At 70.2% G+C, this 13,485-nt stretch carries 12 protein-coding genes and 5 pseudogenes; 9 read left to right on the forward strand and 8 right to left on the reverse strand.

What is annotated here, in order from left to right; translation table 11 throughout:
- Positions 1 to 215: transposase (locus AB0447_RS25265; RefSeq protein ID WP_366479035.1), on the reverse strand; the 215-nt coding region annotated here is incomplete at its 3' end.
- Between the two features lie 156 nt (positions 216 to 371).
- On the opposite strand from AB0447_RS25265, the pseudogene AB0447_RS25270 reads away from it, so the two are divergent.
- The 5 genes and pseudogenes from AB0447_RS25270 to AB0447_RS25290 form a co-directional block, all read left to right on the forward strand.
- Positions 372 to 659, forward strand: a pseudogene (locus tag AB0447_RS25270) (hypothetical protein); the annotation flags it as partial.
- 185 nt (positions 660 to 844) lie between these two features.
- A pseudogene (locus AB0447_RS25275) lies at positions 845 to 955 on the forward strand (histone-like nucleoid-structuring protein Lsr2); the annotation flags it as partial.
- Between the two features lie 782 nt (positions 956 to 1,737).
- Complete coding sequence (locus tag AB0447_RS25280; protein WP_366479036.1) at positions 1,738 to 2,187, forward strand: SRPBCC family protein; 450 nt, start codon at positions 1,738 to 1,740, stop codon at positions 2,185 to 2,187.
- Between the two features lie 271 nt (positions 2,188 to 2,458).
- Positions 2,459 to 3,799 carry a S28 family serine protease gene (locus tag AB0447_RS25285; protein WP_366479037.1) on the forward strand — a complete coding sequence of 447 codons (1,341 nt, stop codon included), beginning with the start codon at positions 2,459 to 2,461 and terminating at the stop codon, positions 3,797 to 3,799.
- Between the two features lie 560 nt (positions 3,800 to 4,359).
- Positions 4,360 to 4,707: a hypothetical protein gene (locus tag AB0447_RS25290; protein WP_366479038.1), complete on the forward strand. Its 348-nt coding sequence runs from the start codon at positions 4,360 to 4,362 to the stop codon at positions 4,705 to 4,707.
- Between the two features lie 521 nt (positions 4,708 to 5,228).
- Here the strand turns inward: AB0447_RS25290 and AB0447_RS25295 are convergent.
- The gene (locus AB0447_RS25295; protein WP_366479039.1) at positions 5,229 to 5,819 is read right to left on the reverse strand and encodes a winged helix-turn-helix domain-containing protein; all 591 of its coding nucleotides are present in this window, start codon (positions 5,817 to 5,819) and stop codon (positions 5,229 to 5,231) included.
- Between the two features lie 119 nt (positions 5,820 to 5,938).
- Here AB0447_RS25295 and AB0447_RS25300 point away from each other — a divergent pair, with 119 nt between their 5' ends.
- Positions 5,939 to 6,886 (forward strand): DUF2218 domain-containing protein, encoded by a 948-nt coding sequence (locus AB0447_RS25300; RefSeq protein WP_366479041.1) that lies wholly within the window; start codon positions 5,939 to 5,941, stop codon positions 6,884 to 6,886.
- 67 nt (positions 6,887 to 6,953) lie between these two features.
- Positions 6,954 to 7,550 (forward strand): SMI1/KNR4 family protein, encoded by a 597-nt coding sequence (locus AB0447_RS25305; RefSeq protein ID WP_366479042.1) that lies wholly within the window; start codon positions 6,954 to 6,956, stop codon positions 7,548 to 7,550.
- Positions 7,551 to 7,705: 155 nt separating this feature from the next.
- Here AB0447_RS25305 and AB0447_RS25310 read toward each other — a convergent pair whose 3' ends face one another.
- From AB0447_RS25310 to AB0447_RS25335, 6 genes and pseudogenes are all read right to left on the reverse strand, one after another.
- On the reverse strand, positions 7,706 to 8,140 hold the full coding sequence (locus AB0447_RS25310) for a VOC family protein (protein WP_366479044.1): 435 nt from the start codon (positions 8,138 to 8,140) through the stop codon (positions 7,706 to 7,708).
- 142 nt (positions 8,141 to 8,282) lie between these two features.
- Positions 8,283 to 8,429, reverse strand: coding sequence for a hypothetical protein (locus AB0447_RS25315; protein WP_366479045.1), 147 nt, complete (start codon positions 8,427 to 8,429; stop codon positions 8,283 to 8,285).
- A 160-nt stretch (positions 8,430 to 8,589) separates the two neighbouring features.
- Entirely contained in the window at positions 8,590 to 9,561 is a 972-nt protein-coding gene (locus tag AB0447_RS25320) for a PP2C family protein-serine/threonine phosphatase (RefSeq protein ID WP_366479116.1), read from the reverse strand.
- Positions 9,562 to 9,974: 413 nt separating this feature from the next.
- Positions 9,975 to 10,646 (reverse strand): annotated as a pseudogene (locus AB0447_RS25325) (hypothetical protein); the annotation flags it as partial.
- 80 nt (positions 10,647 to 10,726) lie between these two features.
- A pseudogene (locus AB0447_RS25330) lies at positions 10,727 to 11,200 on the reverse strand (2,4-dienoyl-CoA reductase); the annotation flags it as partial.
- Between the two features lie 82 nt (positions 11,201 to 11,282).
- Positions 11,283 to 12,071, reverse strand: a complete 789-nt coding sequence (locus AB0447_RS25335) for an SDR family oxidoreductase (RefSeq protein WP_366479046.1) — start codon at positions 12,069 to 12,071, stop codon at positions 11,283 to 11,285.
- A 149-nt stretch (positions 12,072 to 12,220) separates the two neighbouring features.
- On the opposite strand from AB0447_RS25335, the gene AB0447_RS25340 reads away from it, so the two are divergent.
- The gene (locus AB0447_RS25340) at positions 12,221 to 12,847 is read left to right on the forward strand and encodes a TetR/AcrR family transcriptional regulator (RefSeq protein WP_366479047.1); all 627 of its coding nucleotides are present in this window, start codon (positions 12,221 to 12,223) and stop codon (positions 12,845 to 12,847) included.
- A 251-nt stretch (positions 12,848 to 13,098) separates the two neighbouring features.
- Positions 13,099 to 13,383 (forward strand): annotated as a pseudogene (locus AB0447_RS25345) (helix-turn-helix domain-containing protein); the annotation flags it as partial.
- Between the last annotated feature and the right edge of the window lie 102 nt (positions 13,384 to 13,485).

The following is a 13,485-nucleotide window of genomic DNA, read 5'->3' on the forward strand; positions in this document are numbered from 1 at the left end:
CAGGTCGAGGACGTCATGAACTGCTGCAACTGCTGATGGTCGATCCCGAGGCGCTCGGCCATCGGTTGCATCGACTTCCGCCGGCCGTCCAGCAACAAGCCCCGCAGATACAAGCCGCCCTTGACCCGCTGATCCCGCCGCACCAACGGCGCGAACACCTCCGAGACGAACTCCTCCAACCGGCCCCGACACGCAGCAAGCTCCCCAGCCCTCATACAAGTAGCGAACTACCGAACACCGACCGTGACAAGACCAGCTAACAAAGCACTACTAGGAATCCAGTGACCGACCTCGCCGCACTCACCCAGCTGTGCCCGCCACCCCAGCCAGCCACGCCCATCCGATGGGACACCGTCGAGGCCACCCTCGGCATGGCCTTGCCCGCCGACTACAAGCAGCTCGCCGAGCTCTACGGCCCCGGCACCTTCTGTGACTACATCGGCATCTATCACCCGCACGGCGTGACCGAGTTCGTAAACCTCACCGGTCCCATGCCAGGCAGGATCCGCGCCCACCTCCGCAAGGACTACGAGCAGGGCACTCACCCAGTCCCCCACCACCCCGACCACCTCTTCACCATCGGCGTGACCGGCAACGGCGAGTACCTCTTCTGGATCACCGAACCCGCCGGCGACCCCGATGGCTGGCGCATTGCCGTCAACGAAGCACGCGGTCCACTCTGGTTCACCTTCGCGGGCAGCCTCAGCACGTTCCTCGCTTCCGTCCTCAGTGGGCACACGCGCGTCCCCCGATTCCCCGGGACCTCCTGGACACACCCCCAACCTTTACCCGCTCGCGGCCCGCCCTGTGGAAGCCCGAACCCGCCCCAGACCAGGCTCCCGTCGACACTGCGGTCATCCGGACATGGGCCCGTGCCAATGGCTACGAGGTCCCACCTCGTGGCCGGATTCCCGCCGACGTCCGCCAAGCCTGGGAGCGGGCCAACCGAATCTGATTCCCCGCCCGCTCCCCCGGCATTCACCGGACCACGCTCCCGGCCGCCCTGGCCAGCCCGCGGCCCCAGGCCGCGAGGCATCCGGAGAGAGCCGGCATACCCGTCCGGCACCCCGCCGTCCGGACGCTCCAGGACCGACCCGGCCCCGCCGGGCCACCGGTCCCAAGCCGGCCCCGCGTCCAGCAGCGAAGCCCAAGCGCAAGACGAAGACGAAGGCGCGGCCGACCACCCCGCACCCCCACACCGCAATCACCCGATCCGGCCAGCGCGCGGTGCCCGCCCTGCGGACATGGCGGAGCTGTGCCGCAGGCCACGGCGCTACCAGCTCCGGCGTCCACCGCGCTGTGCCCCGGAACTACGGCCGGTGAGCCGGCGGACCACTCGCGCATGCTCGACAGTGTCGCGTCGCCGTCATGCTGGGCGGCGGCCGCAGCCGAAGCACACCACGCACTTCCGCCGGGCCAGACGAGGGACACGGGCCCCGGCCCCGCGCGGGTCCAAAAGAGGGAGTCCGGGCGTGGGGCCATACACGGTGTGCTCCAAACGGGGGAACCTTGGCAGTGGCTCGGGGCTGGGCACGTGCCCGTGAGCTGCTGCCCACGTGGGCGGCTGCGGGCGCGAGCGCTGTCAGCCGGACGGTGCAGCAGGACGGCCCCTTCGGGGAATGCGAGCCGGACGACCGGGGCAGGCGCGGTGGTGGCGGGCACCCATGACGTGCTCTGCCGGGCCGGACGCACCGGCCCCACGCACGCACGCACGCACGCACAACCAGGAGGAACAGCATGTCGCAGGTCAAGGAATCCATCGAGGTCGACGTCCCCGTCCGGACCGCGTACAACCAGTGGACACAGTTCGAGTCGTTCCCGCAGTTCATGGACGGCGTCGAGAGGATCGAGCAACGCACCGACACGCTCACGCACTGGGTGACGAAGATCGGCGGCGTGGAGCGGGAATTCGACGCGGAGATCACCGAGCAGATCCCCGACCACAAGGTCGCCTGGGTGACGGTCGGGGGCGAGAGCGAGCAGTCGGGCCTGGTCACGTTCCAGCCCATCGATCCCTCCCACACCCAGGTCACGCTCATGATGGACTTCGACCCGGAGGGCATGGCGGAGAACATCGGCGACAAGCTCGGTTTCGTAGACCGGCAGGTCAAGGGCGACCTGAAGCGCTTCAAGCACTTCATCGAGGAACGCGGCTCGGCCACCGGAGCATGGCGCGGAGAGGTCTGACCCCGCCCCTGACGAAGCAGCCGCCGCGCGGCACGGCAGGGCGGCCGCCGGTGCGTCGGCGGCCGCCCTGCGACGACCAGAGTCTTCAGTCGGCCAGGGTGACCAACGCCCACCAGAACTCCACCCAACAGCCACGCTGCGTCTCAGTTGGTCCTGACCGTGCTTCCGTGATGACTACGCCAGAGGCCATGGATTGTCTCCCCCCATGAGGGGGAGATACTTTCCACGCTCGGGGGATCCCCGGTCCCACCGCCTGCGGTTGTCTAGGGGTATGAAGAACGCGACGAGACGCCTGCTCACCCTGTTCCTGATGACCGTGCTGACGACGACCGGGCTGTCCGTGCCGGCTCTGGCTCAGCCGCCGGACGGCGGCATCCGGGACCGGATCGACGCCGTCCCCGGAATGCGCGTGCTCGGCGAACGGCCCGCCGCCCCCGGCCAGGTCGTCCTCGACCTCGCCTACCGGCAGCCCACCGACCATCGGCATCCGGACCGAGGTTCCTTCGACCAGAGGCTGACTCTGGTGCACAAGTCGACCCAGCGCCCCATGGTGCTCTACTCCAGTGGCTACGACCTCGGATCGTCGCCGAGCCGGCTGACCGAGCCGACCGAGTTGCTGGACGCCAACCAGATCACCACCGAGCAACGCTTCTTCGGAGCGTCCCGGCCTGAAGACTCGGACTGGTCCAAGCTCACCATCTGGCAGGCGGCCAGTGACCACCATCGCCTCATCACTGCCCTCAAGAAGATCTATCACGGCGCGTGGATCTCCACCGGCGGCAGCAAAGGGGGGATGACGGCCGTCTATCACCGCCGTTTCTATCCGGAAGACGTGGCCGGTACGGTCGCCTACTCGGCCCCCAACAACACAGACGACCGGGACGACACCGCGTACGATGCCCGCCTCGAGCAGGTCGGCACCCCCGAGTGCCGCGCCGCAATCAAGTCCGTTCAGCGTGAGGCGCTGATACGGCGCGAGGCGATGACAGCACGGTACGCCCGGTGGGCCGAGGGCGAGAAGAAGACCTTCCAGACCATCGGCAGCGTAGACCGCGCGTTCGAACTCGCCGTGTTGCGCGTGCCGATGATGTTCTGGATGCATCAGCCCACGGGCGGCTGCGCTTCCATACCCACCGCCACAGCCACGGACGATGCCCTCTACGCATGGGTCGCCAAAGTGACCCAGCTGCCCGTTTACACCGACCAGACCCTCGAGGCCTTCACGCCGTACTTCTACCAACTGGGCACCCAACTCGGGTACGCCCAGTTCACCACCCCCTACCTGGACGGACTGCTGCGCTACCCGGGCATCCAGGAGATCCGCACCTACGTGCCGCGGGACATACCCCTGCGCTTCCAGCCCGCTGCAATGGCGGACATCGACCGCTGGGTACGCCACCACGGCAGCTCACTCATGTTCGTCAACGGCGAGAACGACATCGCGGTCGCAGAACACTTCCGCCCGGGAAGCCGTACCTACGACTCCTACCTCTTCAACGTGCCCGATGCCAACCACCACATCTCCATCACCGGCCTGCGTCCGCACGACGCCGAACAGGCCACCGCTGCACTGCGCCGCTGGGCCGGCCAGACGGAGACAGCGGGCCGCTAGTGTCATGGGCGGCTCACCCCGATCGTGCCGATGGCGAGCAGAGCGGTCACAATCTCTCCAAGAGGTCGGACGCTGCTGTGATGGGATGTCCACCAGCGCCCACAGCGGGTGCGCGGGTACGTCGCGACAGCCGCAGGGACGGGGCCATGGCGAGCGGGCACGAGACTGACGGGACAGCCTTCGGCCCGCGGCCGCTGCCGACGCGCGCCCTGACCCGTGAGGCCGGGCGAGCACGGCGGCTCCTGGCCACCGGGGCGTGGCGCCCTACCGCTGCGGACTCCGCGGCAGCAGCGGCGGTCCTGGCCCGCCTCGCGGCCCCGCTCCCGGCGCGGCCTGCGGCGACCGCACGGCTACTGACCACCGACCGGGACCGGCGTCTCCAACGCATCCTGCGCACTACCCTCCACCATCTCGACGCAGGCGCCGTCAGCCCGCCCGCGCGCGCTCTCTTGGCCGCCGCCGCCCGGGCCTTCCTGCCTTGGCACGCCACCCCGAACCCACCGGGCGCAGCGGCGGCCCCGAGATACGGGGCCGCGGCGGGGACGGCAGACGGCCTGGCCGTGCCACCGACAGACATGGGCGAAGCCCTGCTCCCCGATCTGATCGCACTGTTCGCGGTGCTGGCCTCGGCGAGCCCGCCCGAGACCGTCCCGCTCACGCCGCCGCTCACGCCGCCGGTCGAGCCCTGGCAGGTCCGGTACGCGGGCGGCTTCCGTCGTTACGGCAGACCCGCCCTCGGGGTGTGGACGGCCGAGACCGTCGGCTGCCCGGCGTGCGGGGGTAAGACAGGCCCGTGGACGGTGACCTGCGACTGGCGCCTGATCTCGCTGGGCTGCCCGTGCGGGGTGGTGACCCACGAGCACGGCCTCGCCTTCTCCGAAGTCTGGCTTCTCCTACCGGACACGTGACCGGGCATCGCGGCCGACCGCCCACCAGCGACGCTCAGTTGGCCGGCTTGAACTCGCACGGTGCCAACTGAAGTGCTCAGCCGGCTGCTGCGCTGCCGATCCGGCACTTGCCGCGTGGAGTCATCCGCCGAGCGCGCGACTGGTCCGAGGCCGGATGGCAGGTGGCGCGAGGCCAGCGCCACGGCCTCACGTGCTGTCCGTCGATGAGGGTTGCGCCCTCGCACGGCTCGGAGCCGCATATCGACCACCCCCGCTCGTACGACCACGCGCTGATCTGCAGCGGCTCGCGGTGCGGCAGGCTGCTGGCGACGGCCGGTCCTCCCCTCCGCGTCGTCCGCCAGGACCAGCCACGTACGGGTCATCGACGCGGAACCGGCCCGACCGGCCCGTACCGCCCGCGTCGCCGGCCACGACCAGCGGTGCCGCCGGCACCTTCGTGGGGACGTCGAGCTTGTCGTGGGCGAGGAGCCAGGCGGCCACCGCGCGCACTGGTGTCGTCCGGGCCATGACGAGTCTGGCCGTCAGTGCCCGTCGTCCGGCGGCAGGCTGGGCACATTGGCACGGAAGAGGCTGACCAGCAGCCCGTACGGCTTGCCGTGTGCGCTGTCGGTGGTCGGATACGGCTCTGCAGCCATCGCGCGCAGCCGGGCTTCCAGCGCGTGCGCCTCGGCGTCGGTGAGCCAGAGGTGGCGCAGCGCGGTGTGCGAGGGCTGGCCAGGCCGGTCCGGCAGCATCTCGCCGAGCGCGGCGTTGATCAGGAACTCTGGCCCGATCGCCGCGTCCTCGTGCACCTTGAAGCGGTGGCTGACCAGCGCGAAGTACTGCTCGGTGCCGCCGCGCACCTGGCGGGTCTCGGCCAGCCGGACCAGTCCGGCCTCGCGCAGCACGCGCACGTGATAGCCGATGGTGCCCTTGCTCATTCCCAGCGCGTCGGCGAGCTGACGCAGCGTTGCGGGGCGCTGGCGCAACGCGTTGACCATACGGTGACGCACCGGGTGCCCGAGGGCCTTGAACTGCTCGGGCGAGCGCAGCACAAGGTGGTCCTGCTCGTCGCGGCCGTTCTGGTGCTGGTCGGCATCGCTCCCGTGCGCGGGGGGCTGTTCTTCTGCCATGGGTGAAAGTGTCTATGAATCTAAATGCTTTTGACAACTCCGTTGCCGCTGCCCAGAATCGCCACCAAGCAAGTGGCGAGGATTCTCGTCGCTTAGTCCGCGGAGACCCCAGGAGTCCGATGCCTCTCGCCACGGCCAGTGTCGCCACCACCCGCCCCGCCCGCTACGTCAAGCAGCTCGTCTCGCACATGGGACACAAAGCTGCCGCCGCCCTCACGCCCGACGGCCGCGGCACGATCACGGTCACTTCCGGGACCTGCACCCTCACGCCCACGCCGGACGCACTGGAGTTGACTGCCACCGCGGTCGACATCGAGTCGCTGGACCGGGTCCAGGACGTCATCACCCGTCACCTGGTTCGCTTCGCCACCCAGGAGGAGCTCGCTGTCGAATGGACCGCCGCGATCGACGGCGGCGAGCTGGAACCCACGGCTCCCGTAGTCGGCGAGTACTTGCTCAGTCATCACACGCCGGCCGACGACATCCTCGGCGAGCTGGCCGTCGCAACCCGTGAGGCCGCCGGCGGCGCTGCACACATGCAGATCTCTTCCGACGAGGGCACGCTGCTCACGATGCTGACCCGGCTGACCGCCGCCCGTTTCGCGGTCGAGGTCGGCGTCTTCACCGGCTACTCGGCCCTCTGTATCGCCCGTGGCCTGGCAGACGGCGGCCGGCTGCTCGCCTGCGATGTGAGCGAGGAGTGGGCCTCGATCGGCCGGCCGTACTGGGAGCGTGCGGGCGTCGCCGACCGGATCGACCTGCGCATCGCCCCCGCGCTGGAGACTCTGCGCGCGCTCGACGCGGAGCCGGTCATCGACATCGCTTTCATCGACGCCGACAAGGCCAACTACCCGGCGTACTACGAGGAGATCGTGGGCCGACTGCGCCCCGGCGGGCTGGTGGTGCTGGACAACGTCTTCCTCGGCGGCCGCGTCCTCGACCCCGCGTACCAGGAGGAGCATCACTTGGCGATGCGGCGCCTGAACGAGCTGATCAAGACCGACGAGCGGGTGGACTCGGTGATGCTCCCGGTGCGCGACGGAGTGACGATCGCACGGCGCCGCTAGAGCAAAGACAGCGCAGGCACACACTTGCCGGCGGCCGGTGTCGTACCGCACGGCTATGGTCCGGGCTATGACCGATGATCAGATACGGGCCGAACAGACCCTCGTCGCCTGGGCGCGGATCGAGGCGTGGTTGAGGGAGCACACGCCGCGCACCTTCCAGCGGTTGCCCGCGCCGGCGACGGAGGACGAGCTCTGCTCGCTGGAGCAGGAGCTCGACTTGACGGTCCCGGCCGACGTACGCGCCTTCTACCTGGTGCGCAACGGCACCGGACCGGCCTCGGACTTCGACTGGCCCACATCCCACGACGACCCCGAGCCGACCGGGTACTTCCTGCCCGATGGTGAGGGGATCGGCCCCGTGGAGAATCTGGGCACATGGTTCGAGGGCCCGGTCGCGGCCGCGCGCCTGGACGACGAGCCCGGGCAACGGTACCTGCCGATCACCACCATCGACCCGGACGGCTTCTACGGCAGCTTTGTCGACTGCACTCCCGGCCAGGGGTACGGACTGCTCGGCAACTACGCCGAGGCCGGCTTCCCGAACCCCGGGGAGGCGACGTTCGCCGCCTACCTGACCGAGGTCGCCAATGCGCTGTGCGAGGGGCGGGGCTTCGGGGGCGGCAGCGCGCCGCACGTGATCGACGGGTGCCTCGACTGGCAGTAGGCGGGATACCGCGCCCCGCCGACGCCGGCGGGGCGCGGGCCGCCCGTCGTCCACAGTCAGGACGTCCAGGGTGGGTAGCGGGTCATGCTCGGACAGGTCGGGGGCGGTTCTTCGTCTTGGCCCATGGGGACAGAACGAGGACCCGTTCACGGCCCTCAGTCGAGGCAGAACTCGTTGCCCTCGACGTCCTGCATCACGAGGCACGACTCGTTGACTCCATCGGCACGCAGTAGTCGTACGCGTACCGCGCCGAGCGCGATCAGTCGTGCGCACTCGGCCTCGAGTGCGGCGAGGCGCTCTTCACCCACGAGCCCGGTGCCGACCCGCACGTCGAGATGGAGCCGGTTCTTGACGACCTTGCCTTCGGGTACGCGCTGGAAGAACAGTCGCGGGCCCGAACCCGAGGGATCAATGCATGCGAACGCCGAACCCTGGTGCTCGGGCGGCAGAGAGCGATCGAAATCGTCCCACGTGGCAAACCCCTCCGGCGGCGGCGGTACGACGTACCCCAACACCTCGCACCAGAAACGAGCGACGCGCTCGGGTTCTGCGCAGTCGAAAGTGACTTGGAACTGCTTGATCGACGCCATCGGCCCACCATAGTGGCGCGTGCTGTTGGCCGAGACCCCGGGGTGTCATCGCCCGCTCGGATCGAGGTCTGGCGTGACATGAGCAGCGCCAACGGACCAGATCGCCTGAGGCCGGAGTGGCCTGAGACCGGAGTCGCCTACGTCAGCTACCGGGGAGCTGCTCCTGCAGCCAGTCGAAGACGAGACGGCAGTGCTGCTGCGGGGCCATCGGAGAGCAGTGCAGCTGCGCGCCGGTGGCCGCAGTGAACTTCCCCGAGTCCCTGGAAGCACCCGTCAGCTTGTTGAACACCTGGCGCAGCTGGCCGGGATAGAACTGCCGGGGCGGCCGTCTCGAAACCTGGGCGGTGCATCGTGCTGTAGCCCTGAGAGGCCCACCCGATGTTCCCGGGTGGGCCAACCATACGAAGGGCTCGCCCGGTCCTGCCGGCCGCTCACTGGGACTTCGTGCCTCAGGGCTCGCACAGGCGTACGGCGAGGGCGGCGATGTCGTCGTCGAGCCGTCCTCTGCTGTAGCGCAGGAGGTCGCTGTGAAGAGCCGTGAGCAGTTCGCGGGGCGGTGTCGGGGGCTGTCGACGCATCCAAGCTGCCAGCGGGAAGAACTCGCCGTCGCCGGCGCGTGCCTCGGCGATCCCGTCGGTATAGAGGAGCAGCAGGTCACCGGGGGCGAAGTCGAAGCTGTCGACGGTGTAGTGATCGCCGATCAGCTCCGCGAGGCTGAGCAGTGGCGAGGGGGTGGCGGGCTCGAGGACGCGGAGTTTCCTGGAGTTCAGGAGCAGTGGCGGGGGGTGTCCGCAGTTGAGGATGTGGATACGTCTGCCCTCGTGCGGAATCTCGACGAGAAGGGCGGTGGCGAAGCGCTCCATCGGCCCGTCGGGGGGAAAGGCGGCGTTGTAACGGGTGCTGCTGGCGTCCAGCCTGCGTGCGACGTTGACCATGTCGGTCTCGCCGTAGGCCGCCTCCCGGAAGGCGTTGACGATCGCCGCGGCCGCCCCCACTGCCGGCAGGCCCTTGCCCCGCACGTCACCGATGAGCAGCCTGACCCCGTACGGCGTGTCGACCACCTCGTAGAAGTCCCCGCCGATACGGGCCTCCGCCGCGGCCGCCAGGTACAGCGACTCGATCTCGACGTTCCCGAAGCGGCGTGGCATAGGGCTCAGCACCACCTGTTGCGCCGCGTCGGCGACGAGCCGTACCTGGAAGAGGGTGCGCTCCCGCTGGAGCCGGACATGGCTTCCGTACGCGGCGGCCACGGTGACCGCGATGATCCCCGCGGCCGTCCACCACGTCCCCAGATCGGGGAAGACGAGGCTGAGGCCGATCATCAGGAGGAGGCAGACCGTCCCGAGCAGGACGGTGGGGAGGACCGGCCACATGGCGGCAGCCAGGGCCGGCGCCGCGGGCAGGAGACGACTGAAGGCCATTTCCGGCGGAGTGGCGTAGGCCAGGCTGGCGATCACGACGGTCAGAATGACCGGCGACAGCCGTACAAACCACCCCCGGCCGTAGCGCCGACGGAGCCACGGCCGTCCAGACTCGATCACGCTTCCCAGAATATCTGCGCAATAGGGACATAGCGCTCTGGCGATCGGAGCCGGCCGCCTCCATCTCCCGCTCCACGGCCGATGAGCACCCATGCAGGCCGCGCCAATCAAGCTTTATTGTCACTTTCAACCTCTGCCCACACAGGGCATCGGGTCACTACGGCTGGCGCCTCGGCGGGGCCGGACCCAGAAGATCGCACAAATGTTTGATTAAAGGGGCGTCGCTTCAAGCCGATCTCGCCACGCCCCACCACCCGCCTGGCCGCCCGGGTCCAGCAGCTGGAGAACCACGGTCACCTCGGCCACACGGCCTGGCCCAATGCAGATGCGGCGATCCGGCCTACGAAGTGCAGGACCGTGCCGAAGCCGGCGCGGCGCTGGGGGCAGCGGCCGGCGGCGATGCGGTGGAACTGGAGGTTGTGGGTGGCGAGCTGGACGTAGCCGTCGAGCGGGCGGTAGCCGGTGGGCCGTGGCGGCGCGGGCAGGTGGGGTTCGGGTTCGCCGGTGAGGATGCGGGCAGGGTAGTCGGGGACGAAGGCCATGGGGCGGGCGATGCCGACGAGATCGACGGCACCGTCGGTCACGAGGCGTTCCATCGTGGCGCGGGTGCGCAGACCGCCGGTGAGCATGAGGGGCACGTTGACGCGGCCCCGGACCCTGGTGGCGTACTCGGTGAAGTAGGGGCCCTGGTGGGGGGTGTGGTGGACGCCTTCCATGGCGGGTTCGGCGTAGTTGCCGCCGGTGATCTCCAGCAGGTCGATGCCGGCGTCGGCGAGTGCGGCGGCGACGTCGAGGGACTCGGCTTCGCCGAGGCCGCCGCACTGGAAGTCCTTGGCGTTGAGTTTGACCGAGACGGGTACGGCGGGGCCGACGGCTTCGCGTACGGCGGTGACGGTCGCCAGCAGTGCGCGGCGGCGGCCTGCCGCGTCACGGCCGTAGTGGTCGTCGCGGGTGTTGGCGAGCGGGGAGAGGAACTGGGGAGAGCAGGAAGCCGTGTGCGGCGTGGATCTGGATACCGTCGAAGCCTGCGGCCGGCGAGTTCGGCGGTGCGGGCGAAGTCGCGGATGAGTGCCCGGATGCCCTGGGGGGTCAGTTCGCGCGGGGTGCGCAGGTTGTAGCCGGGGACGGGTTCGCGGTTGGCCGAGGGGGCGACGGGACGGCGGGTGAAGGGGACGGTGGCGACCCGGCCTGGGTGGTTGATCTGCATCCAGACCGCCGTACCGGAGGCGTGGGCGGCGTCGGCCCAGGCGGTGAAGGCGGGCAGGGCGCGCGCGTCGTCGAGGATGGCGTTGCGGGGTTCGACGAGCCCGTCCCGGTTGATCACGACGTTGCCGGTGATGAGGAGGCCGGCGCCGGAGCGGGCCCAGGTGGCGTAGAGGCGGTGCAGGCCGGCGGTGGGAGCTCCGGCACGGGTCGCGAGCTGCTCGCTCATGCCGGCCTTGGCGATGCGGTTGTTGATCACCGCGCCGCAGGGCAGGGTCAGCGGTTCGGCGAGCAGGGTGATCGTGGAGTCGGTCATCGGAGCCCCCTCGGGCGGAGTCGGGTCGCCGTGGACATCGGCGAAAGGGGACGGCGCGGGATCGGCCGAGTGCGGGAGGCGTTCATACGAGCCTCCCGTACACCGCGCGCAGCACCCGCGCGGTGATCCCGCGCGGGGTGTACTGCCCGCCGACCGTCTGCACCTTGGCGAAGGGCCCCGGTACGACGCGCCGCCTGCCCCTGGCCATGCCGGCGATGGCCTCCCGTGCGGCCTGTTCGGCCGACACCCACAGAGGTCCGGGAACCAGCCGGTCCACCGCCGGAACGTCGGCGGCCCGGGTGAACTCGGTCCGTACCGGGCCGGGCGCGAGAAGCGTGCAGCCGACGCCGGTGCCGGCGAGCTCGGCGTGCAGGGATTCGGCGAAGGTGTTCGCGAACGCCTTCGAAGCGGCGTAGGTCGTGTTGTTCGGGCCGGGCTGGTTGCCGGCCGTGGAGCCGGTGATCAGGATCGCGCCCGCCCGGCGCCCCAGCATCCCGGGCAGCACCGCCAGGGTCAGCTCGTGCACGGCCACCACGTCCAGCTCGACCTGGAGCCGCTCGCGCTCCGGCGCGAGCGTGGCCAGCGGGCCGTACGTCGCGAACCCGGCGTTGTTGCACAGCACCGCAATCTCCCGGGACGCCAGAGCGGCTCGCTGCTCGCGATCGCCGAGGTCGCAAGGACGCACCTCCGTCTGGACGCGGTATCGCTCGGCCAGGCGCCCGGCCAAGGCGTCCAGCCGGTCCTCCCGGCGGGCCACCAGGATCGGCGAGTGTCCGCGGGCGGCGAGACCTTCGGCGAGCGCGGCGCCGATGCCGGACGACGCGCCCGTGACCACGACCCGGGCGCACGGAGTGGGGGTGGGCAAGCTCATGAGGACAGCTCCGTTCAACCGGCGCCGACGAGAGGACGCCACGAAAGCTACAGCACCGTAGCTACAGTCGTGTAGCTTTTGTTCGTGGTCCGTAGGATGGGCCCATGGCTTCCCGCGGCACGTCCACCAAGCGCCCGTACGCTCCCCGCATGTCCCCGACGGAGCGGCGCGAGCAGCTGCTGGACACCGCCCTGCGGATCATCGCCGCCGATGGCGTGGCCGGCGTCTCCGTCGACGCGGTGGCCAAGGCCGCCGGTGTGACCAGGCCCGTCGTCTACGGGCAGTTCACCGACGCCCACCAGATCCTGCGCGACCTGCTCGACCGCGAGGGCGCACGCGCCCTCGCCCAGATCACCGGCACTCTCCCCGCCGACCTCGAAGGCGCCGACCCCCTCGACACCTTCACGACCGTCGCCGACGGGTTCTTCACCGCCGTCACCACCCACCCCGACCGCTGGCGCGCCATCCTCCTGCCCGTCGACGCCACACCCCCACCCGTACGCGTGTACCGGCAGCGAGCCGAGAACGCGATCCGCGCACGGTTCGCCGAGATCACGCGCTACTTCGTCGCCGACCGCCCCGGCACCGAGACCCTCGACGTCGACCTCCTCGCCCACCTCTTGTTGACCGCCATGGAGGAAGGCGGTCGGCTCGTCCTGGACGACCCTGACGCCTACCCGCCCGCACGTCTCACCGCCATGGCCCGCTTCCTCGTCGAGAGCTTCTTCGCCCGCTACCCGACGACCGCCGAGCGTGATGGCCGCGGCCGCGTTTGAGCGGTACACCGAGCCCACGATCCGGTGAGGCCGCCACACGTGTCGCACTCGATGAGGTGGACGGCACGGGCACTGGCGCCGGCGCTGATTTGCATCGAGTGCAGGGTCGGTCAGGTCGGTGGCGGGCCAGCCGCTCCTGCAGGGCCTGCCGGCACGGCTTGCACGGGTCCCTGGGCCCCTGCGCCAAAACCGCCGCCAAGCGGCAGGTGATCCTCGACGCCGCCCTCGCGGCCTAGGCCGACGCCGGCAGCCGGGGCGTGTCCGTACGGGACATCACCGAGCGGGTGGGGATGACGGACGCGGGCGTCCTGCACCACTTCGGGACCCGCGAAGCGCTGCTCACGGCCGTGATCGAGGCCCGCGACACCGCTGGGCCGAGATGTACACACCGGAGACCCTGCTCGGGCGGACGGAGCTGCTGGACCGGAACGCAGCCGCACCCGGGCTGGTCAAGCTGTTCCTGGACATCGCCGCGGCCTCCGCCGACCCCGACCACCCGGGGCACGCGTTCTTCACGGAACGCTATCGCGGCCTGAGGCCCCAGATCGCGGCCCTGCTCGCGGGGGCCCCGCGGCAGCACCCGGCCCCACAGAGCCCATGTCGGCTGCGATGCCGACTGGGCCGCCCGGGTCCTGCTG

The sequence above is a fragment of the Streptomyces sp. NPDC051211 genome (assembly GCF_040689505.1).
GTDB lineage: Bacteria > Actinomycetota > Actinomycetes > Streptomycetales > Streptomycetaceae > Streptomyces.

What these genes read in the sequence shown, in the direction of transcription:
- AB0447_RS25335 (WP_366479046.1), bottom strand. Translation starts at nt 12,071, where the DNA reads ATGAGCTTGCCCACCCCCACTCCGTGCGCCCGGGTCGTGGTCACGGGC.
- AB0447_RS25320 (WP_366479116.1), bottom strand. Translation starts at nt 9,561, where the DNA reads ATGGCCTTCAGTCGTCTCCTGCCCGCGGCGCCGGCCCTGGCTGCCGCC.
- AB0447_RS25340 (WP_366479047.1), top strand. Translation starts at nt 12,221, where the DNA reads ATGTCCCCGACGGAGCGGCGCGAGCAGCTGCTGGACACCGCCCTGCGG.
- AB0447_RS25285 (WP_366479037.1), top strand. Translation starts at nt 2,459, where the DNA reads ATGAAGAACGCGACGAGACGCCTGCTCACCCTGTTCCTGATGACCGTG.
- AB0447_RS25295 (WP_366479039.1), bottom strand. Translation starts at nt 5,819, where the DNA reads ATGGCAGAAGAACAGCCCCCCGCGCACGGGAGCGATGCCGACCAGCAC.
- AB0447_RS25305 (WP_366479042.1), top strand. Translation starts at nt 6,954, where the DNA reads ATGACCGATGATCAGATACGGGCCGAACAGACCCTCGTCGCCTGGGCG.
- AB0447_RS25310 (WP_366479044.1), bottom strand. Translation starts at nt 8,140, where the DNA reads ATGGCGTCGATCAAGCAGTTCCAAGTCACTTTCGACTGCGCAGAACCC.
- AB0447_RS25300 (WP_366479041.1), top strand. Translation starts at nt 5,939, where the DNA reads ATGCCTCTCGCCACGGCCAGTGTCGCCACCACCCGCCCCGCCCGCTAC.
- AB0447_RS25280 (WP_366479036.1), top strand. Translation starts at nt 1,738, where the DNA reads ATGTCGCAGGTCAAGGAATCCATCGAGGTCGACGTCCCCGTCCGGACC.